13 protein-coding genes are annotated in these 21,534 nt (G+C 71.8%); 9 read left to right on the plus strand and 4 right to left on the minus strand.

Features of this window, described 5'->3' with window-relative positions:
* The first annotated feature begins 98 nt into the window (after window positions 1-98).
* Entirely contained in the window at window positions 99-2,153 is a 2,055-nt protein-coding gene (gene thiC / locus OG711_RS20435; RefSeq protein WP_329559990.1) for a phosphomethylpyrimidine synthase ThiC, read from the plus strand.
* Window positions 2,154-2,365: 212 nt separating this feature from the next.
* On the opposite strand, the gene OG711_RS20440 is transcribed toward thiC, so the two are convergent.
* The 3 genes from OG711_RS20440 to OG711_RS20450 form a co-directional block, all read right to left on the minus strand.
* Window positions 2,366-3,265: a hypothetical protein gene (locus OG711_RS20440; protein WP_329559991.1), complete on the minus strand. Its 900-nt coding sequence runs from the start codon at window positions 3,263-3,265 to the stop codon at window positions 2,366-2,368.
* Window positions 3,266-3,616: 351 nt separating this feature from the next.
* Window positions 3,617-4,771: a metallophosphoesterase gene (locus tag OG711_RS20445; protein ID WP_329563930.1), complete on the minus strand. Its 1,155-nt coding sequence runs from the start codon at window positions 4,769-4,771 to the stop codon at window positions 3,617-3,619.
* Window positions 4,772-5,304: 533 nt separating this feature from the next.
* Window positions 5,305-6,426, minus strand: coding sequence for a LacI family DNA-binding transcriptional regulator (locus OG711_RS20450; protein WP_073787317.1), 1,122 nt, complete (start codon window positions 6,424-6,426; stop codon window positions 5,305-5,307).
* Between the two features lie 469 nt (window positions 6,427-6,895).
* On the opposite strand from OG711_RS20450, the gene hisC reads away from it, so the two are divergent.
* The 6 genes from hisC (at window position 6,896) to OG711_RS20480 (ending at window position 17,614) form a co-directional block, all read left to right on the plus strand.
* The gene (gene hisC / locus OG711_RS20455; protein WP_266517719.1) at window positions 6,896-7,975 is read left to right on the plus strand and encodes a histidinol-phosphate transaminase; all 1,080 of its coding nucleotides are present in this window, start codon (window positions 6,896-6,898) and stop codon (window positions 7,973-7,975) included.
* Window positions 7,976-8,251: 276 nt separating this feature from the next.
* Window positions 8,252-9,760 carry a cytochrome ubiquinol oxidase subunit I gene (locus OG711_RS20460; RefSeq protein ID WP_266517716.1) on the plus strand — a complete coding sequence of 503 codons (1,509 nt, stop codon included), beginning with the start codon at window positions 8,252-8,254 and terminating at the stop codon, window positions 9,758-9,760.
* Between the two features lie 34 nt (window positions 9,761-9,794).
* Window positions 9,795-10,799 (plus strand): cytochrome d ubiquinol oxidase subunit II, encoded by a 1,005-nt coding sequence (gene cydB, locus OG711_RS20465; RefSeq protein ID WP_329559992.1) that lies wholly within the window; start codon window positions 9,795-9,797, stop codon window positions 10,797-10,799.
* A 104-nt stretch (window positions 10,800-10,903) separates the two neighbouring features.
* Window positions 10,904-14,617, plus strand: a complete 3,714-nt coding sequence (gene cydD / locus OG711_RS20470) for a thiol reductant ABC exporter subunit CydD (protein WP_329559993.1) — start codon at window positions 10,904-10,906, stop codon at window positions 14,615-14,617.
* 105 nt (window positions 14,618-14,722) lie between these two features.
* Window positions 14,723-16,399: a sensor histidine kinase gene (locus OG711_RS20475; protein WP_073787328.1), complete on the plus strand. Its 1,677-nt coding sequence runs from the start codon at window positions 14,723-14,725 to the stop codon at window positions 16,397-16,399.
* 135 nt (window positions 16,400-16,534) lie between these two features.
* Window positions 16,535-17,614 (plus strand): M23 family metallopeptidase, encoded by a 1,080-nt coding sequence (locus tag OG711_RS20480; RefSeq protein ID WP_329559994.1) that lies wholly within the window; start codon window positions 16,535-16,537, stop codon window positions 17,612-17,614.
* Between the two features lie 45 nt (window positions 17,615-17,659).
* Here the strand turns inward: OG711_RS20480 and OG711_RS20485 are convergent, their stop codons facing one another.
* Window positions 17,660-18,550: an HAD family hydrolase gene (locus OG711_RS20485; RefSeq protein WP_329559995.1), complete on the minus strand. Its 891-nt coding sequence runs from the start codon at window positions 18,548-18,550 to the stop codon at window positions 17,660-17,662.
* Window positions 18,551-18,782: 232 nt separating this feature from the next.
* Here OG711_RS20485 and OG711_RS20490 point away from each other — a divergent pair, with 232 nt between their 5' ends.
* Both OG711_RS20490 and OG711_RS20495 read left to right on the plus strand, forming a co-directional pair.
* The gene (locus OG711_RS20490) at window positions 18,783-19,685 is read left to right on the plus strand and encodes an LLM class flavin-dependent oxidoreductase (protein WP_329559996.1); all 903 of its coding nucleotides are present in this window, start codon (window positions 18,783-18,785) and stop codon (window positions 19,683-19,685) included.
* A 471-nt stretch (window positions 19,686-20,156) separates the two neighbouring features.
* Window positions 20,157-21,533 carry a serine hydrolase domain-containing protein gene (locus OG711_RS20495; RefSeq protein WP_329559997.1) on the plus strand — a complete coding sequence of 459 codons (1,377 nt, stop codon included), beginning with the start codon at window positions 20,157-20,159 and terminating at the stop codon, window positions 21,531-21,533.
* Window position 21,534 lies beyond the last annotated feature (1 nt).

The following is a 21,534-nucleotide window of genomic DNA, read 5'->3' on the forward strand; positions in this document are numbered from 1 at the left end:
GTACTCGACGCATTCGGCGTACGAGCGGTCCGGCGGAGAACGGCTGCGTCGACCGCTGAACCTGTTACCGGGTAATGCCGGCGTAGGGAGTAGGTCTCATGACCATCAAGGACGTACGCACGCCTGCCGTGAACGCGGAACGCGAGACGGACGGCGCGCGGGTCCCCACCGACGAACCCGGGCCGACGGCACAGACCGACGCCCCCTCGACGGCCGGGCGGTCCACGGAAGCCGAGCAGTTCGCCGGACCCGAGCGGTCCGCCGGGAACGGCCCCACCACGGGTACCGGTACCGGTCCGGACACGGAGACCACCGGTCCTGCCGACGCCGACGGCCGGGGTGACGGCACCGAGCCGGACAGCGCCGGTCCGGACAGCGCCGGTCCGGACAGCGCCGGGCCGGACGGCACCGGGCCGACCATCGGCTGGCACAAGGGGTACGTCGAGGGTTCCCGCCCCGATCTGCGCGTACCGGTCCGGCGGGTCCACCTCACCAACGGCAAGGCCGTCACGCTGTACGACACCTCCGGCCCGTACACCGATCCGCACGCCGACACCGATGTCCGCCGGGGGCTGGCGCCGCTGCGCGAGAACTGGATCATCGCCCGCGGTGACACCGAGGAGTACGCGGGACGGCCGGTGCGGCCCGAGGACGACGGGATCAAGCACACCTCGCCGCGCGGCGGACTCCGCAATCTGGACGCGGTGTTCCCGGGGCGGCCCCGCCAGCCGCGCAGGGGCCGGGACGGGCAGCCCGTCACCCAGCTCGCGTACGCGCGCCGCGGTGAGATCACCCCGGAGATGGAGTTCGTGGCGGTCCGGGAGAACGTCGAACCCGAGGTCGTCCGCGCGGAGATCGCCGCCGGGCGGGCCGTGCTGCCCGCCAACGTCAACCACCCCGAGATCGAGCCGATGATCATCGGCAAGCGGTTCCTCGTGAAGGTCAACGCCAACATCGGGAACTCCGCGGTGACCTCCTCCATCGAGGAGGAGGTGGACAAGATGACCTGGGCGACCCACTGGGGCGCCGACACCGTCATGGACCTCTCCACCGGCCGCAACATCCACACCACCCGTGAATGGGTGCTCCGCAACTCCCCCGTGCCGATCGGAACGGTGCCGCTCTACCAGGCGTTGGAGAAGGTGGACGGCAAGGCCGAGGAACTGAACTGGGAGATCTACAAGGACACGGTCATCGAGCAGGCCGAGCAGGGTGTGGACTACATGACCGTCCACGCGGGGGTCCGGCTCCCTTACGTCCCGCTCACGGCCCGCCGCAAGACCGGGATCGTCTCGCGCGGTGGCTCCATCATGGCGGCGTGGTGCCTGGCCCACCATCAGGAGTCCTTCCTGTACGAGAACTTCGAGGAGCTGTGCGAGATCCTCGCCGCGTACGACGTCACGTACTCGCTGGGGGACGGGCTGCGCCCCGGCTCCATCGCGGACGCCAACGACGACGCGCAGTTCGCGGAGTTGCGCACCCTCGGGGAACTCAACCGGATCGCGAAGCGTTTTCACGTACAGACCATGATCGAGGGCCCCGGTCATGTCCCGATGCACAAGATCAAGGAGAACATCGACCTCCAGCAGGAGATCTGCGAGGAGGCGCCGTTCTACACCCTCGGCCCCCTGACCACCGATATCGCCCCCGCCTACGACCACATCACCTCGGGCATCGGCGCCGCCATGATCGCCTGGTGGGGCACGGCGATGCTCTGCTACGTCACGCCCAAGGAGCATCTGGGCCTGCCCAACCGGGACGACGTCAAGACCGGTGTCATCACCTACAAGATCGCCGCGCATGCCGCCGACCTCGCCAAGGGCCACCCGGGTGCGCAGGAGTGGGACGACGCGCTGTCGGACGCCCGCTTCGAGTTCCGCTGGGAGGACCAGTTCAATCTGGCGCTCGACCCCGACACCGCACGTGCCTTCCATGACGAGACGCTGCCCGCGGAGCCCGCGAAGACCGCGCACTTCTGTTCCATGTGCGGCCCGAAGTTCTGCTCCATGAAGATCAGCCACAGCATCACGGAACGGTTCGGCGGCGCGGGTGAGGACGGGGCCTCGTTGGACGAGGTCACCGAGGGCATGCTCCAGAAGTCCAAGGAGTTCGCCGCCGGCGGGAACCGGGTGTATCTGCCGATGGCCGACTGACCCCGGCCCCGCCTGCGGGCGGACACGCGGTGAGGACCCCGTGGACCTTCCTGGTCCGCGAAGCCGTCCACGGGCCTCACCGCGCACCGGCTGACGTGCCGCTTCACCTCCCCGGCCGAGGTTGCCCCGCGCACCGGCTGACGTGCGGCTTCACGTACCGGATGCCGTGCCGCCCGCCCCGCGTACCTGTGAGGTGGAGCGGCACGTACCGGCTACTCCGGCTTGTGCTCCGGGCCGCCGAAGTCCGGGCTGGAGAAGTCCGGACTTGAGTAACTGGGCCGGGGCCCCGCCGCGGGGCCCCCGTCCGGGCTGCTGAACCCCGGCCGGTGATAGCCGAGAGGGGGCATCCGGCCGGTCGTCGCCTCGGACCTCCGGCCGCCGCCTGTACCCGCCGGGTCACCGTCCACACCGGTGATGGGGCCGGTCGCCGGGACGTTGGCCAGGGCCTCCTGGAGGAACGGCGTGATGCCGCGTGCCAGCAGTGCCTCGCGCCAGGCCGCGCGGGCGAGCTCGACCTGCTGGTCCAGCTCGCCGCGGGGCCCCGCGCGCAGCGCGGTGGCGTTGTTGCGCAGGGCGGCGATCAGCAGACCGGCCGCGGCGGCGAGGATCGCCGCTGCGGTGATCGCGCCGAAGACCCAGCCCGTGGTGAGCAAGGTCCGGCCGATCGCCAGGTCCGGGGAGAGGGCCCGCAGCACATAGCCGACGAGCAGGAAGATCACGGCCGCCGCACCGGCGAGTACCGGCGCGAGCGCCGCGACGACGGCGAGGACCCCGGCGCCCGCGGGCTCCGGCACCTCGCCCATCGTGTCCGCGAGCCCCGCCGTGCGCGGCCCGGACGCGGACCCGGTACCGGACGATCCGGACCCGGTCGGCCCGGACGCGGCCTCGTGGGCCTCTTCGCGGATCTTGACATAGGCGTCGTACTCGTCGGCGGCGGCGTCGGTGATCAGGGCGCCCGCGTTCAGCGCCAGGGTGCGCAGCTGCTCGGTGTTCAACCGGCCTTCGGCCGCGGCGAGTTCCGGACGGGCGGAGCGCAGCGCCGCGTCCAGGACGCGCTCGTACTCGGTGCGGTCCTCACTCGACAGATGTTGCGGAACGCTGTTCATGTGCATCCCCCGATGCTCCGTAGGACGTGTGGCTCACATGGTTGAGAGCCGTCGGGCAGAAACGGAGGGGAGCCTGCTACGGATAGTGCGATGGTAGAGCCGCCACGGCTCAAGGTGACAGAGAAATAGCGAAAATCGGCCCCGGGGCCCCGGGCCGTGTCCGGCGATTCCCGCCGGGCCCGCGACGCCCGGCACCGCGCCGGACCCCGCCGCGCTGCCGGGCATGCCCGGGTACGTCCGGTACGAGGGCGGCCCTCCGCCGTGCGACGCACGGCGCCGGACGCCGCGGGCCGGCCCGACGCGAAGAGCCGGGCACGGCCTGGGGCCCGCCGCCGCCGCGGCTGTCCGCGGAACGGTTCAGTCGTGCAGGGGGAGTTGCTGGACCAGCAGCTTTCCGGCCATGGTCACTCCGCCGTCCATCGCGATCGCGAGTCCGTCGGCGTAGACGTGCGGGCCGTCCACGACCGGCCCCTGGCTGTCGTCCCCGTCCTCGGAGCCGACCTCGCCCAGCAGATACGGGATGGGGCTGTGACCGTGGACGATACGGGAACCGCCGTAGACGGAGAGGAGTTCCCGGGCGGCCCGGGGGCCCGATTCGTCGCGGAAGGCGAAGCGTTTGGTGAACTTCCGGAAGAGGTCCCAGCATTCGTCGGCGTCGTTGCGCGTCAGGGTCTCGCGGACCGTGTCGTTGACGGCTTCGATGGAGTCGCCGTAGTCGAGGTACGCGGTGGTGTCGGAGTGGACGAGGAGGTGGTCGTCCTCGTGCTCCATCGCGTCGAGCCGGGACATCCACTGGAGGTGGTGGTCCTGGAGCCGGTCCATGTCGGCCTTCTGGCCGCCGTTGAGCAGCCAGGCCGCCTGGAAGGTGGCGGTGCCCGCGCCGGAGTTGACCGGGGTGTCCCCGAAGCGGCGGGCGCCGATCAGCAGCAGCTCGTGGTTGCCCATCAGGGCCTTGCAGTAGCCCCCGGCGGCGGCGGCCTCGGCGGACAGCCGCATCACCAGGTCGATCACGCCGATCCCGTCGGGGCCCCGGTCGGTGAAGTCACCGAGGAACCAGAGGCGGGCGTTGCCGGCCGACCAGTTGCCGTCGGCGTCGATCAGGCCCTTGGCGTGCAGCGCGGCGATCAGCTCGTCCAGATAGCCGTGCACGTCCCCCACGACGAAGAGCGGACCGAGCCCTTCCGGCTCCCGGGCGGCGGCGGCCGGGGCGGGGGCCACCGGCGCCTGGAGGGTGTCCCCGCGCTTGATCACCGGGAGGTCGCGCTGGGTCGGGGTGTAGCCCTCCGGCTCCTGGCCCTCGTCGTAGGGCGGCACGCTGTCCCGCGGCGGCGACATGGAACCGACGGGCGCCGAGCTGACGCGCGTCGAGCCGATCGGCGTCTCGCTGACGGGTTCCGGGCCGATGGGCGGCGTCGAGCCGACCGCGTGGCCGACCGGCCCGTCGGGCGTCCCCGGCCCGGGGCGCGGCTCGGCGGGAAGGCCCATCACGTCCATGACCGGTGCCGTGCCCATGACGGTGACCGGGGGCGGGCCGGGTGGCGGACCCGGTTCGCCGGGTGCGGGGTACGGGGCGCCGCCCACCCGCGCGGGTGGGCCGTCGGTCCCGCCCGGCGGGTAGGGCGGCGGACCGGAGCGCGGTGCGCCCGCCGGTGCCTGGCCCTGATGGGCGTCCTGCTGTGGATCGTCGTGCCGGGACGGCTGTTCCGTACGCGGATCGATCCGGGGATCGGGCCGCGTGGCGGGCTGTCCGGGATCTACGGGACCCGCTTCGTGCACATAGGCCGGCACGCGGAAATCGCGCACTGTCGGCGTTCGCACGACGGGTCCCTGACCTGCCCCCTGAGTCATCGACCCCTCCACCACCTTGCGCCGCAACTGCACCGGAACGGACTGCCTGGTCGCAGCGGCCCGCGGTGTCGTCCGCCCATCATAGGAATGCGGATCGCGCTGTGTGATGACCCAGGGGTGGTGAATCGGAACAGGGGCCCGGTTCACCGCGCATTTCTCCCGAATTGGGCGGCGGCCGGGGACCCGTTCATCGCCGGCTAGCCGCTCCGGGGCGACCGGGGCGGGCTGACGGTCGTCCGCGGATGGCGCCGTTCGGAGGAGGTGCGCACGATCAGTTCGGTCGGTATCACCTGCTCGACCGGCTGGTCCGACTGCACCCCCTCGATGGCGTCGATCAGCAGTTGCACGACGGCGGTGCCGATCCGGCGCGGTTTGAGGGACAGGGTGGTGATGGGCGGCTCGGTGGTGGCGTAGACGGTCGACTCGGAGCAGCAGACGAGGAGCAGATCGTCCGGGACCCGCAGTCCGTAGCGGCGGGCGGCGGCCAGCAGGTCGGTGCCGTTCGGGTCGAAGAGACCGTAGACGGCGTCGGGCCGGTCGGGCCTCGCGAGCAGCCGGTCGGCGGCGACGGCTCCCGCGCAGGGGTCGTGCGCGGGGTACGCCTCGTACACCGGGTCCTGGCCCACCCGTTCGCACCAGCGCAGATACGCCGTTGTCGACAGATGGGTGTACGTATCGGTCGTGGTGCCGGTGAGCAGTCCGATCCGGCGGGCGCCGGCCGCCGCGAGATGGTCGAGGATGCCGAGGACGGCGGCCTCGTGGTCGTTGTCCACCCACGCGGTGACCGGCAGCGAACCGGCCGGGCGGCCGTCCGAGACGACGGGCAGGCCCTGGCGGACCAGTTCGGTGACGACGGGGTCCTTGTCCGAGGGGTCGATCACCACGGTGCCGTCGAGGGCGACGTTCGACCAGACGTCCACGGGGCTGCGGCGGGAGGTCGCGGGCAGGATGACCAGGGCGTATCCACGGGCGAGCGCGGCGGAGGTGGCGGCTCTGGCCATCTCCGCGAAGTACGCGAACTCCGTGAAGGTGAAGGGTTCGTCCCCGTAGGTCGTCACGGTGAGTCCGATGAGGCCGGACTTCCCGGTACGCAGGGTGCGGGCGGCGGCGGAGGGCCGGTAGCCCAGCCGGTCCGCCACCTCGCGGACATGTCGTCGGGTGGCGTCCGGTAACCGGCCCTTGCCGTTGAGGGCGTCGGAGACCGTCGTGATGGAGACACCGGCGGCGGCGGCAACATCTCTGATACCCGCTCGGCCTGGCCGACCGCCTCGGCGGGGGGTGTCCGCCCGGCTCACCTGGTGCTTCCCTGCTGCTGTCATGGCGTGCCGATAGTAGGGCGCCGCGGGTGGGGTGGGTCGGACGCATATTCATACGTTGACAGGAACGTTTCTGCATGGCCGTGCGGGGTGAAGTCGCTTAAAACCGAGGGCTGTTGTGGCTTCCGCCAGTGAATGGGTGCGTCCGGGTGGGGGTGGGCCTGGTGAAGGAGTCATGTCTCGAAGAGGTCTCAACTCACCTTCACGGGGGATGCGCGCCACGGAGTGAGCCAGGGGTGCGAGGACACGACCCGCGCGCCCCCCGCCCGGGCGGGCGGAGCGCTCCGGGCGTGAGGGTGACCCGTGGGCGCCGGTGGAACCGGGGCGGACGGGCGGGGCGCGCGGCGGGGCGGCCGGCCGTGGGACAGGGGTGTCGCGGTGGTGCGGCGGGGGTGGAGCCTTGTAGCGGGACGGGTGGGTGGGGAATCCTCTGAGGGTATGGAGTATTGAACGAGTCGCTAGGAGGACCGTGGTGAGCGAGCAGAATCCCAGGCTTCGTGCCGAACTGGCCGCCGTACCCGCGTACACGCCCGGGAAGCCCGCGTCCGCCGACGGCCCGGTGGCCTACAAGCTTTCCTCGAACGAGAACCCGTACCCGCCGCTCCCCGGGGTGCTGGAGCGGGTCGTGGCCGCGTCGGGCGCCTTCAACCGCTACCCGGACATGGCGTGCACGGTGCTGCTGAACGAGCTGGCCGACCGGTTCGCCGTGCCGGTGAGCCATCTGGCGACCGGTACCGGCTCGGTCGGTGTCGCCCAGCAGCTGCTCCAGGCGACGTCGGGTCCGGGCGACGAGGTGATCTACGCCTGGCGGTCCTTCGAGGCGTACCCGATCATCACGCAGATCAGCGGGGCGACCTCGGTACGGGTGCCGCTGACCTCGGGTGATGTGCACGATCTGGACGCGATGGCCGACGCGATCACCGAGCGGACCCGGCTGATCTTCGTGTGCAACCCGAACAACCCGACCGGGACGGTGGTCCGCCGGGCCGAGCTGGAGCGCTTCCTGGACCGGGTGCCGGGGGATGTGCTGGTGGTGCTGGACGAGGCGTACCGGGAGTTCGTCCGGGACCCGGAGGTGCCGGACGGGGCGCAGGTCTACCGGGACCGGCCGAACGTCTGTGTGCTGCGGACCTTCTCCAAGGCGTACGGCCTGGCGGGGCTGCGGGTCGGGTTCGCGATCGCCCATGAGCCGGTGGCCGCCGCGCTGCGCAAGACGGCGGTGCCGTTCGGGGTGAGCCAGCTCGCGCAGGACGCGGCGGTGGCGTCGCTGCGCGCGGAGGACGAACTGCTGGGCCGGGTCGGCTCGCTGGTCGCGGAGCGCTCGCGGGTGGTCGCGGCGCTGACGGACCAGGGCTGGACGGTGCCGGAGACCCACGCCAACTTCGTGTGGCTGCGGCTCGGGGACCGTACGAGTGACTTCGCGGCGGCATGCGAGCGGGCCGGTGCGGTGGTCCGGCCGTTCGCGGGGGAGGGCGTGCGGATCTCGATCGGCGAGACCGAGGGGAACGACATCTTCGTGCGGGCCGCCGAGGCGTTCCGCAAGGAGCTGTGACGCCCGTCATGTAGGAGATGAGCGCCCTCTCATACAAGGCCCCCGACGACCGGCACCTTCGGTTCGGGGGCCTTCGTCGTGCCCGGCCATGGTTCCCACGGTCACCCGCGTGCGCTGCCTCCGTTAAGGGGGACCCCCGTGCGATGGGTCGCAACCGGTAGGACATAATGCTTGTGAATGTGAACGCGTTCACAAGCGCGCCCGGAAGATCCTGTTATGCGGGAGATCAAAGGGGCAAACTGCCGCTGTGAACACGGCACGTAAGGAGAAGGAGACGTGGACCTCGCTCTGGCGCCGGAGACCCTGGCGCGATGGCAGTTCGGCATCACTACCGTCTACCACTTTCTGTTCGTCCCACTGACGATCTCCCTGGCGGCCCTCACCGCCGGACTACAGACGGCTTGGGTGCGCACGGGGAAGGAGAAGTACCTCCGGGCCACCAAGTTCTGGGGCAAGCTCTTCCTGATCAACATCGCCATGGGTGTCGTCACCGGCATCGTCCAGGAGTTCCAGTTCGGGATGAACTGGTCCGACTACTCGCGGTTCGTCGGTGATGTCTTCGGAGCGCCGCTCGCCTTCGAGGCGCTGATCGCCTTCTTCTTCGAGTCGACCTTCATCGGGCTGTGGATCTTCGGCTGGGACAAGCTGCCGAAGAAGATCCATCTCGCCTGTATCTGGATGGTCGCCATCGGCACCATCCTCTCCGCGTACTTCATCCTCGCCGCGAACTCCTGGATGCAGCACCCGGTGGGCTACCGCATCAACGAGGCGGTCGGCCGCGCGGAACTGACCGACTTCTGGGCCGTCCTCAGCCAGAACACCACGCTCACCCAGGTCGCCCACACCCTGACCGCCGCCTTCCTCACCGGTGGCGCGTTCATGGTCGGCGTCTCCGCCTTCCACCTGGTCAAGAAGAAGCACATCCCGGTGATGAAGACCTCGCTGCGGCTCGGTCTGATCACCGTCGCCGTCGCCGGACTGCTCACCGCCGTCAGCGGTGACCGGCTCGCCAAGGTGATGTTCGAGCAGCAGCCCATGAAGATGGCCGCCGCCGAGGCCCTCTGGGACGGACAGACGAACGCGCCCTTCTCCCTCTTCGCCTACGGGGATGTGGACAAGGGCCACAACACCGTCGCCATCGAGATCCCCGGGATACTGTCCTTCCTCGCCCATGACGACTTCGACTCCTTCGTCCCCGGCATCAACGACGTCAACGCCGCCGAGCAGGCCGAGCACGGGCCCGGCGACTACCGGCCCAACATCCCCGTGGCGTTCTGGTCCTTCCGCTGGATGATCGGCTTCGGGATGGCGTCCTTCGGTATCGGGCTGCTGGGACTGTGGCTGACCCGCAAGAAGTTCCTGCTCCCCGCGCATATGAGGGTCGGCGAGGACGAGATGCCGAACCTCGTGCTCTTCCGGAACAAGGCCATCAGCCCCCGGTTCACCCGCTGGTACTGGCTGCTCGCCGCCTGGACGATGGCCTTCCCGCTGATCGCCAACTCCTGGGGCTGGATCTTCACCGAGACGGGCCGTCAGCCCTGGGTCGTCTACGGCGTCCTGGAGACCCGGCAGGGGGTCTCCCCCGGGACCAGCCAGGGCGAGGTCATCACCTCGATGATCGTGTTCACCACCCTCTACGCGATCCTCGCCGTGATCGAGGTCAAGCTGCTCGCCAAGTACATCAAGGGCGGGCCGCCCGAACTGACCGAGGCGGACCTCAACCCGCCGACCAGGATCGGCGGCAACGACCGCGATCCCGACCGGCCGATGGCCTTCTCGTACTGACGGCCTTCTCGTACCGAGGGAAAGGAACTGAGGCATGCAACTCCACGATGTCTGGTTCGTGCTCATCGCGGTCCTGTGGATCGGCTACTTCTTCCTGGAGGGCTTCGACTTCGGGGTCGGTGTCCTGACCAAGCTGCTCGCCCGCAACCGGCCCGAGAAGCGGGTACTGATCAATACGATCGGCCCGGTCTGGGACGGCAACGAGGTCTGGCTGCTCAGTGCCGGCGGCGCCACCTTCGCCGCCTTCCCCGAGTGGTACGCCACCCTCTTCTCCGGGTTCTACCTTCCGCTGCTGCTGATCCTGGTCAGTCTGATCGTGCGCGGGGTCGCCTTCGAGTACCGCGCCAAGCGGCCCGAGGAGAAGTGGCAGCGCAACTGGGAGAACGCCATCTTCTGGTGCTCCCTGCTGCCCGCCTTCCTCTGGGGTGTCGCCTTCGGCAACATCGTGCGGGGCGTGAAGATCGACCAGGACTTCGAGTACGTGGGCAACGTCTGGGATCTGCTCAACGTCTACGCGCTCCTGGGCGGGCTGGTCACCCTGACGCTGTTCACCTTCCACGGAGCGGTGTTCGTCGCCCTCAAGACGGTGGGTGACATCCGGGTCCGGGCCCGCAGGCTCGCCACCCGGGTCGGACTGCTGACGGCCGTACTGGCCCTGGGATTCCTGCTCTGGACCCAGTTCGACAAGGGCGACACCGCGAGCCTTGTCGCGATGGTCGTGGCGGTGGCCGCGCTGGTCGCCGCCCTCGGTACCAATCTGGCCGGACGGGAGGGCTGGTCGTTCGCCTTCTCCGGCGTCACGATCATCGCCGCCGTGTCGATGCTCTTCCTGACGCTCTTCCCGAACGTCATGCCCTCCTCGCTCGACCCGGCCTGGAACCTCACGGTCACCAACGCCTCGTCGACGCCCTACACCCTGAAGATCATGACCTGGTGCGCGGGCATCGCGACCCCACTCGTCCTGCTCTACCAGAGCTGGACGTACTGGGTGTTCCGCAAGCGGATCGGCACCCAGCACATCTCCGACCCCGTGCACTGACCCCCTCGGACGGGGCCGGTGTCACCGGCTCCGTCCGCACCCCGCACCGCCTGGGTGTGTTTCATGTGAAACACCCCTGAACCAACCCCGAGGGTGTGTTTCACGTGAAACCGATCGACCCGCGACTGCTCCGGTACACCCGCGCCACCCGCGGTTTCCTGCTGGCCGTGGTGCTGCTGGGGCTGGTCGGTGCGGGGCTGGTCATCGCCCAGGCCACCCTGATCGCCGAGATCGTGGTGGGTGCCTTCCAGGAAGGTCTGTCGGCCGGTGAACTGAGGACCCCGCTGATCGCGCTGGCCGCCGTGGCCGTCGGCCGCGCCGGTGTCTCCTGGCTCACCGAACTCGCGGCCCACCGGGCCAGTGCGGCGGTCAAGTCGGAGCTGCGGGGACGGCTGCTGGAGCGGGCGGGCGCGCTGGGCCCGGGGTGGCTCAGCGGCCAGCGCACGGGATCACTGGTCGCCCTCGCCACCCGGGGCATCGACGCCCTGGACGACTACTTCTCCCGCTATCTCCCCCAGTTGGGGCTCGCGGTGGTCGTACCCGTCGCGGTGCTCGTACGGATCGTCACCGAGGACTGGGTCTCCGCCGCCATCATCGCGGGCACCCTTCCGCTGATCCCGGTCTTCATGATCCTCATCGGCTGGGCGACCCAGGCCCGGATGGACCGTCAGTGGCGGATGCTGTCCCGGCTCTCCGGACACTTCCTCGATGTGGTCGCCGGACTCCCCACGCTCAAGGTCTTCGGCCGGGCCAAGGCCCAGGCCGAGTCGATCCGCCGGATCACCGGCGACTACCGGCGCGCCACCATGCGCACCCTGCGGATCGCCTTCATCTCGTCGTTCGCCCTGGAACTGCTCGCGACCCTGTCGGTCGCGCTCGTCGCCGTCACCATCGGGATGCGGCTGGTCCACGGCGGGATGGACCTCTCCATCGGGCTGATGATCCTGATCCTGGCGCCCGAGGCGTATCTGCCGGTCCGGCAGGTGGGCGCGCAGTACCACGCGGCGGCCGAGGGACTCGCGGCGGCGGAGGAGGTCTTCGAGGTCCTGGAGACCGAGGTCCCCACGAACGGCACGGGTGTCCTTCCCGCCGGTAAGGCGCTCGGACTGAGCTTCGACCAGGTCGGCGTCAGGTACCCGGGACGCGACGACGACGCCGTGTCCGGGGTGTCCTTCGAGGTAGGACCGGGGGAGACCGTCGCACTCGTCGGACCGAGCGGCGCGGGCAAGTCGACCCTGGTCGCCGCCGCCCTGGGCTTCGTACGCCCGCAGCGGGGCCGGGTACGGATCGGCGGGGCGGAGCTCACCGGCATCGCCCGGGAGTCCTGGCACCAGCAGGTGGCATGGGTGCCCCAACGCCCCCATCTGTACGCGGGTTCCGTCGCGGAGAACGTCCGCCTCGCCCGGCCCGACGCCGACGACACCGCCGTCCGCCGGGCCCTCCGCGACGCCGGAGCACTGGAGTTCGTGGACGCGCTGCCCGACGGGGCCGACACCCTGCTCGGGGAGGACGGGACCGGACTGTCCGCCGGACAGCGGCAACGACTCGCCCTCGCGCGGGCCTTCCTCGCGGACCGGCCCGTGCTGCTGCTGGACGAACCCACGGCCGCGCTCGACGGGGACACCGAGGCCGATGTGGTCGAGGCGGTACGGCGACTGGCCGTCGGCCGGACCGTGCTGCTCGTGGTGCACCGCCCGGCGCTGCTGTCCGTGGCCGACCGGGTGGTGACCCTCGCGATGCCCGAGCGGACGGTCCCGGCCCAGGGAGGTACGGCACGCACCGCCGGTACCGCCGGGGTCGCCATCGCCGCGGACCACGGCTCGCGCAGGCGGCCCACCGGCGGCGACCTGATCGCCGAACTGACCGACGACGGCGCGGCCTTCGGTGACGAGCTGTTCCAGTCGGAGCGCGACCAGGACCGGGACCGCGAGCGGTCCGGCGACCCGTCGCACGCCATGGACCTCGTGGGCGCGCAGGCCCCGGAACGGGACGGGGACACGCCGGTCCGGGACGGACACCCCGGGCCGGACGGCCGTACCGGGACCGGGTCCCGGCAGCGGTCCGCGCTGCGCCGGGTCCGGGACATGGCCGGACCCCGGCGGGGACGGCTCGCCCTGGCCCTGCTGCTCGGCAGCCTCGCCCTCGGCAGCGCGGTCGGCCTGATGGCGACCTCCGGATATCTGATCTCGCGGGCCTCCCAGCAGCCGCCCGTGCTCTATCTGATGATGGCCGTCACGGCCACCCGCACCTTCGGCATCGGACGGGCCTGCTTCCGCTACGCGGAACGGCTGGTCTCGCACGACGCGGTGCTGCGGATGCTCGGCGACACCCGGGTCGCCGTCTACCGGCGCCTCGAACGGCTCGCCCCCGCCGGACTGCGCACCACCCGGCGCGGGGATCTGCTGACCCGGCTGGTGACCGATGTCGACGCCCTCCAGGACTACTGGCTGCGCTGGCTGCTCCCGGCCGGTGCCGCCCTCGCCGTCTCCGCCGGAGCCGTCGGCTTCACCGCCTGGCTGCTGCCCGAGGCCGGTGCCGTGCTCGCCGTGGGACTGCTCGCCGCCGGTGCCGGGGTACCGCTGCTGTCCGGCGCGGTCGCCCGGCGCGCCGAGCGCAGGCTCGCCCCGGCCCGCGGGGTGCTCGCCACCCGGGTCACGGACCTGCTCACCGGAACCGCCGAACTGACCGTCGCGGGCGCCCTGCCCGCCCGTACCGCCGAGGCCAGGAAGGCCGACTCGGTCCTCACCCGGATCGCCTCCCGCGCCGCGTCCGCCACCGCGCTCGGGGACGGGCTGACCGCGCTGGTCTCCGGACTGACCGTCGCGGTGACCGCCCTGGTCGCCGCGCGGGGAGTCGCGGACGGACGGCTGGACGGCGTCGCCATGGCGGTGGTGGTGCTCACCCCGATGGCCGCGTTCGAGGCGGTCATGGGGATGCCGCTCGCCGTCCAGTACCGCCAGCGGGTCCGCAAGAGCGCCGAACGGGTGCAGGAGGTGCTGGACGCGCCCGCACCCGTACGCGAGCCCGCCACCCCCGCCGCCGCGCCCGCCTCGCCGTTCCCGCTGCGGCTGGAAGGACTGCGGGCCCGCTACGAGGGGCAGCGGCGCGACGCGCTCGCCGGCGTCGATCTGACCCTGGACGAAGGGCGACGGATCGCGGTCGTCGGGACCTCCGGCTCCGGGAAGACGACCCTCGCCCAGGTCCTGCTGCGCTTCCTCGACCCGCGTCCCGACGGGACCGGCGGCGCGTACACCCTCGGCGGGGTCGACGCGCACTCGCTCGACGGCGACACCGTGCGGGGGTTCGTGGGGCTGTGCGCCCAGGACGCGCACCTCTTCGACAGCTCCGTCCGCGAGAACCTGCTGCTGGCGCGGCGGGACGCGGACGACACCGAGCTGCGGGACGTACTGGCCCGGGTGCGGATGCTGGAGTGGGCCGACTCGCTGCCCGACGGACTGGACTCGCTCGTCGGGGAGCACGGGGCACGGCTGTCCGGCGGACAGCGGCAGCGGCTCGCGCTGGCACGGGCCCTGCTCGCGGACTTCCCCGTACTGGTGCTGGACGAGCCCGCCGAACACCTCGACCTGCCGACCGCCGACGCCCTGACCGCCGACCTGCTGGCGGCCACCGAGGGCCGGACGACGGTACTGATCACCCACCGGCTGGCCGGACTGGAGGAGGTCGACGAGGTGATCGTGCTGGAGGCGGGGCGGATCGTCCAGCGGGGCGCGTTCGACACGCTCACCGCGGTCGAGGGGCCGCTGGCACGGATGCGGGACCGCGAGGGCGCGGCGGATCTGCTGGCGGCGGCGGTGTAGCGCGGGGGCGCCGGACGATCGCCGGACGATCGTCGGGGGCAGCTCGGGGAAGGGTCGGGGAAGGGTCGGGTTTCGGTCGGAAACCGGTGTTATTAGGCTTTGGGTATGGATGGGGAGCAAGAGGGTGCTCGGGCGTCGGACCTGCCGACCGAGCTGACCGCGCGGGTCCCGCAACTTCTGGAGGCCATGAGGTCGGTCGGCACCGGCCTCCAGCTGCACTCCACGCTCGACCGGATCTGCGAGACCGCCGCCGCGCTGACGGACGCCCGGTACGCCGCGATCGGGGTCGTCGCGGAAGACGGCGACGGCCTCTCCGACTTCGTCCACCACGGGGTCGACGCGGCGACCGCGCGGCTCATCGGCCGTCTGCCCGACGGACAGCGCGGCCTGCTGGGCGCCCTCATCAAGCACTCCGAACCGGTGCTGCTCGCGGACCTCAGCGCCGATCCGCGGTCCTGCGGCTTTCCCCCGCACCATCCGCCCATGCGGTCGTTCCTCGGCGTCCCGATCCGGGTCCAGGGGGAGATCTTCGGCAATCTCTATCTGTCGGAGAAACGCGGCGGCGCCCGGTTCGACGACGACGACCTCAGCATGGTCCGGGTACTGGCCACGGAGGCGGGCATCGCCATCGGCAACGCCCGGCTCTACGAGGCCGCCCAGCAGCGGGAACGCTGGATCGACGGGGCCGTGGCCGTCACCACGGCGCTGCTGTCGGGCGGTGACGCCGAGGACGCGCTCCAGGTGGTCGCCGAACAGGTCCGCCATCTCTCGGACTCCACCGCCGGGCTCGTGCTGCTGCCCGCCGACGAGGGCGGCCTGGAGATCGTCGCCGTCTCCTCGGAGCGGCCCACCGGTGCGCTGGGCGTGGTCGTCGCCCCGGAGAGCGAGATCACCACCCGCCTGCTCGCGGGCGAGGCCGTGTTCCTGGAGGACGCCGCGAACGACCCCCGGGTCCTCAGCGAACTGGCCCGCCACTACGGTCCGGCGATGCTGCTGCCGCTGCGGAGCGAGGGCCGGGTCCTCGGCACCCTCGTCACCCTGCGGGGGCGGGGCGCCCGTACCTTCACGGAGGGCGAACGGACCCTCGCCGCGCAGTTCGCGGCGCAGGCCGCGCTCGCGCTGAAGATGGCGGAGGCGCAGCGGGACCGGGAACGGCTCGCTGTCTACGAGGACCGCGACCGGATCGCCCGTGATCTGCACGATCTGGTGATCCAGCGGCTGTTCGCCACCGGGATGATGCTGGAGAGCGCCCAGCGCAAGTCGGTCGTCCCCGCGGTGCGGCAGGGGGTGGGCAGGGCCGTCGACGAGCTCGACGTGACCATCCAGGAGATCCGGACCGCGATCTTCGCCCTTCAGCAGGAGCCCGCCGAGGCACCGTCCGGCCTGCGCACCCGGGTGCTCCGGGAGATCAACACCGCCGCCGTACCGCTGGGGTTCAAGCCCTCGCACCACTTCGTCGGCGCCGTGGACGCGCTGGTCGGGGAACTCACCGGCAAGAATCTCATCGCCGCGCTGCGGGAGGCGCTGTCGAACGCGTTCCGGCACGCGGACGCCGACCGTATCGATGTCGTCGTCGACGCGACGGTCACCCTGCCCGACGGCGCCCCCGGGGTACGGCTCACGGTCGCCGACGACGGGGTCGGCATCCCCGAGGGCGGCCGGCGCAGCGGGCTGAAGAACCTCAAACGGCGTGCCGAGTCGCTGGGCGGCGACAGCTGGTACGGGCCGGGCATCGGTGAGGACGGCGGCGGCACCGGTGTGGTCTGGCAGGCACCCCACTGATCCCCCGCACCTGACGCGCTCCGGGCCGAGGACACCCTGTTCGGCGGTACCCCGGTCATCCGTACGGGGTGGCACGTCCCCCGGGCGTACGAGCCCGGCGCGCCGGGTCCCCCCGGACGCGTAACGATCCGTCATATGTCGTTCTCTTCAGGCCGTCGCCGTCCGATGTTCGTCCCCGCGGTGCTGTGCGTGCTGCTGGGACTCGCCGTCCCGCATGTCAGCGCGTACGGCGAGGCCCCGGGAACCGACGGCGGCAGCCTCGGGGCGCAGGGCGCGGGCGCGGAGGTGGCCAAGCTGTACGAGGAGGCCGCCGACGCGACCCGCCGCTACGAGGAGGGGCGGCGGCAGGCCGGGATCCAGCGCGCCGAGGCGTCCGAACTGGAGCGCAGGCTCGCGGAGGAACGGCGCGGTATCGCGATCCTGCACGCCGACCTCGGGCGGATCGCCCGTGCCCAGTACCGCACCGGGGGCGATGTCCCGTACACCGCCCGGATGCTGCTGGCCGACCGCCCCGAGGACGTGATGAACAGCCAGCGGGCCGGTTCGCAGGCGGAGCTGGCGGTCCGGCGGAAGATCGACGAGAGCCGGGCGGCGGAGCGGCGGCTCGCGGAGGACGAGAAGGAGGCGTCGCAGGCGTGGCGCGCGCTGGAGAGCCGCAACGACCGGCTCGCGGAGCTGAGGCAGGAGATCGAGGAGAAGCTGGAGCGGGCGCAGTGGCGGCTGCGCGGCGAGGCCGACCGGTCGGTCGCCGCCGGCCGGTGCCGGTGCCGGGGCGCGGTGCGGCTGCCGCGGAGTTCTGCGGCGGGTGCGTCGGACTGGGTCGCGCCGGTGGCGGGATATCAGCTGTCGGCCGGTTTCGGCGGTTCCGGTCAGCGCTGGGCCAGCCGCCACACGGGACAGGACTTCGCCGTGGGCGTCGGTACACCGGTGCGCGCGGTGGGCGAGGGCCGGGTGGTGAGCGTGTCCTGCGGGGGCGCCTTCGGGATCGCGGTCGTGCTCCAGCACCCCGGCGGCTACTACACGCAGTACGCGCATCTGTCGTCGGCCGCCGTCGACCAGGGCGAACGGGTGGCGGTGGGGCAGTGGATCGGGCTGTCCGGGACGACCGGCAACTCGACCGGCCCCCATCTGCACTTCGAGGTACGGCTGACCCCGCAGCTCGGCTCGGGTGTCGACCCGATGCCGTGGCTCGCGGAGCGCGGGGTGGTGCTGTGAGGGGCCGGGCCCGGGGGCCGGTGATCCGGGGGCGGGTCCCGCGGGTCAGCGCTCCGCGAGTATGCGCTCGATCACGGTCGCGACACCGTCGTCGTTGTTGCCGGTGGTGAGGTGCGAAGCGGCGGCCAGGACATCCGGGTGGGCGTTGCCCATGGCGTACGAGGTGCCCGCCCAGTCCAGCATCTCTATGTCGTTGGGCATGTCGCCGAAGGCGACGACCTCGGCGGGGGAGATCCCCTGCTCCGCGCAGCACAGCTCAAGGGTGCTCGCCTTGGAGACGCCCGGTCCGCTGATCTCCAGCAGGGCGGTCGGGCTGGACCGGGTGATGTTCGCCCGGTCCTCCCCCACGGCGGCGCGCGCCAGCGCGAGGAAGACGTCCGGGGCCAGCCCGGGATGGTGGGCGAGCAGCTTGAGCACCGGCTGGTCGGCGGCGTCCGTGCCCGGGGCCAGCAGCTTCTCGGCGGGCGCCACGCTCTCCGCCAGATCGAGCTGGAGCGGGGGGTAGGCCGCTTCGTGGTGCAGCCCGCCGGTGCGTTCCACGGCGAACGACGTGCCCGGGGCGACCTCCCGCAGGGTCTCGACCACACCGAGGGCGAGGGGTGCGGTGAGCTCCCGGACCGTGAGGAAACGGGGTGCGGTCGGGCCGCCGTGCAGATCGACGACCGCGGCGCCGTTCCCGCAGATCGCGGTGCCGTGGCCGTGCAGCACGGCGCTGACCACGTCCATCCAGCGGGCCGGGCGGCCGGTGACGAAGAAGACCGCGATACCCGCCGCCTCCGCGGCGGCGAGCGCGGCGACCGTCCGGGGCGACACGGACTTGTCGTCGCGGAGCAGGGTTCCGTCGAGATCCGTCGCGATCAGCCGGGTCGGGAGCGTGGGGGAGGCCGATGTCCACGGCCGTGGGGAAGCTGAGGTCACCCCGTCATTCTCGCGCATATGCCCGCACGACCGTGCGGGAGTCCGCACATCTGAGTGATTTCCGCCCTCGGTCCGCCCTCGGGCGGCCGCGTGGTGGCCGGGCGCGACGGGCGCCCCCGCACCTTCGGGAACCGGAGTGAGGAAGGTGCCCTCGCGCCGCCGTCCACGCCGGCCGCGGATCGATCGGCGGGATCCCTCGAAGCTGCGGTATGCGCGCTCGGGCCGGTCCTCGCGGCATAGGGTTGCCGCCATGCGCCTGAGCACTGTGATCCTTCCCGTCGACCGCTGGCACGAAGGGGGGCGCGGGAAGTGGTGCCGTGCCGAGGAGCTGGGCTTCCACACCGCGTACACCTATGACCATCTGTCCTGGCGGACCTTCCGCGACGGGCCGTGGTTCGGTGCGCTGCCCACCCTCACCGCCGCCGCGACGGCCACGGAACGTATGCGGCTGGGCACCCTCGTCACCTCGCCGAACTTCCGGCACCCGGTCACGCTGGCCAAGGAACTGATCTCCCTGGACGACATCTCCGGTGGCCGGATCACGCTGGGTATCGGTGCCGGAGGCAGCGGATTCGACGCCACCGCGCTGGGGCAGGAGGCATGGACGCCCAGGGAGCGTGCCGACCGGTTCGCCGAGTTCGTCCCGCTGCTCGACCGGCTGCTCACCGAGGACTCCGTGAGCGCCGAGGGCACCCACTACTCCGCGCTGGAGGCGCGTGACATCCCCGGCTGCGTACAGCGGCCCCGGCTGCCGTTCGCGGTGGCCGCGACCGGTCCGCGCGGGATGCGGCTGGCGGCCCGGCACGGCCAGGCGTGGGTGACCACCGGTGATCCGAAGCTCTTCGAGACGGGGACGCCCGAGCAGTCCCGGCAGGCCGTCGCCGCCCAGATCGCCCGGCTGGGCAAGGCGTGCGCCGAGCTCGGCCGGGACGTGGACGAGGTGGAGAAGGTGCTGCTCACCGGCTTCACCCCGGACCGGAACACGCCGCTGGGGTCCGTCGACGCCTTCGTGGACTTCGCGGGCCGTCACCAGGCACTGGGGATCACCGAGATCGTGCTCCATATGCCGATCCCGGACTCCGACTTCGCCACCGATCCGGCCGTGTTCGAGCGGATCGCCGTCGAGGCCCCGGCACAGCTGCGCACCGCCTGAGCCTGACCCTGACCCTGAGCCTGCCCCTGACCCGCGTTCCGTCCGAGCCGGGGGCCGCTCGATCCGCGATCCGCCTTCCGTGCTGCTGCCTGCTGCCTGCTGCCTGCTGCCTGGTCCCCGGCCCGTCGCCGTGGGTCGCGGGTCGGCCGACGGCCGTGTGGCCGCCCGACGCCGGGCCGGCGCGCCGTCATGGGCGGATTTCGGCCGTCTTCAGGGGTGGCCCCCAGGCGCGTCCCAGGAGGTCGGCGGGTCCGCCGGGCGGCGGGGGCCGAGTGGCGGGCGCGGCCGGTGGGATGTGAGGGAAACGTGACGCCCCGCCGCAAGTGAACATCGCGCCATCCACCGGACGTGTCCCCCACCGGCCCGCCCGCGGAGTGCCGCAGCATGGCGCCTACGGGGTGGGCCCGACCGACCGTCATGGGCCGATCCCGTACCCATGTACGGCTGTTCGACACAGGAACGGGGATCACGATGGTTCGACGTAAGGCCCTGAGTGCTGTCGCGCTGGGAGCGGCGGCGCTGACCCTCGGCACACTGCCCGCGCAGTCGGCGTACGCGGCGGCACCGGGCTCGGCCCCCGCCGCCCCCGCCCCGGCAACGGCCCCCGCCTCGGTATCCGCCCACGTACGCACCCCCGCTCCCGCACCCGCGCCGGACACGGCCGCGTTGCGCGCGGTGCTCCAGCGGGCGCTGTCCCAGGGCGCGCCCGGGGCGATGGCGCGGGTGGACGACCACGGGGAGACGTACCGGGTGTCCGAGGGTGTCGCGGACCGGGAGAGCGGACGGCAGATCAGCACCGCCGACCGCTTCCGTATCGGCAGCGTCACGAAGACGTTCTCGGCGGTGGTCGTCCTGCAACTGGTCGCCGAGGGCGACCTGGGACTCGACACCTCCGTCAACCACTATCTGCCCGGCCTGCTCCCCGACGACCGCATCACCGTACGGCACGTCCTCAACCACCGCAGCGGACTGTGGGACTACACGAACGACATGTTCCAGCAGACCGTGCCGGGTTTCGAGGCGGTACGGAACAAGGTGTTCACGAACCAGGAACTCATCGACCGGTCGCTGACAAGGGCCCCCTCCCCGGCCCCCGGCACGGCGTACGGGTACTCGAACACCAATTTCGTGGTCGCCGGGATGCTGATCGAGAAGGTCACCGGAGAGTCGGCGCGCAGCGCGTACCAGTCCCGGATCATCGAGCCGCTCGGGCTGGACAACACCAAGTACGTGCACCCGGCCACCGCGATCCCGGGCCGGTACGCGCGGGGGTACCTCACCCCGGACGAGGCGGGCGCGCCGCTCGTGGACTCGACGCGGCAGACGGCCTCCTGGGCGCAGACCGCCGGTGCGATGATCTCGGACCCGGCGGACCTGAACCGTTTCTTCTCCGCGCTGCTGGGCGGTCGTCTGCTCCGCGCCGATCTGCTCGCGGAGATGCAGCGCTGGGCCCCCACGAACGCGGCGGGCACCCAGCACTACGGGCTCGGGCTGCGGCGCCGCGATCTGTCCTGCGGGGTGTCCGTGTACGGCCACACCGGCACCGTCCAGGGCTACTACACGTACGCGTTCACGTCGAAGGACGGGAAGCGGAGCGTCAGTTCCCTCGCGAACACCTCCAACAACGGCAACGTGCTCGTGACGATGGCGGGCACCCTGGAGGCGACCTTCTGCGGCAGCGGCAGCACTGGCAGTGGTGCCGGTGGCGGCAGCGGCGCGGCGTCCGTGAGCGGGACCCCGGCGGCACAGGCGCCGGCCGCCGAGGCTCCGGGGACGGACGCCCCTGACCGGGGGGCGCGACTGGCCGGTGTGTACGAGGACATCGCGCCCGGGATCGCCCGGAACTGAC

This window comes from Streptomyces uncialis, from assembly GCF_036250755.1.
GTDB classification, from domain to species: Bacteria; Actinomycetota; Actinomycetes; order Streptomycetales; family Streptomycetaceae; genus Streptomyces; species Streptomyces uncialis.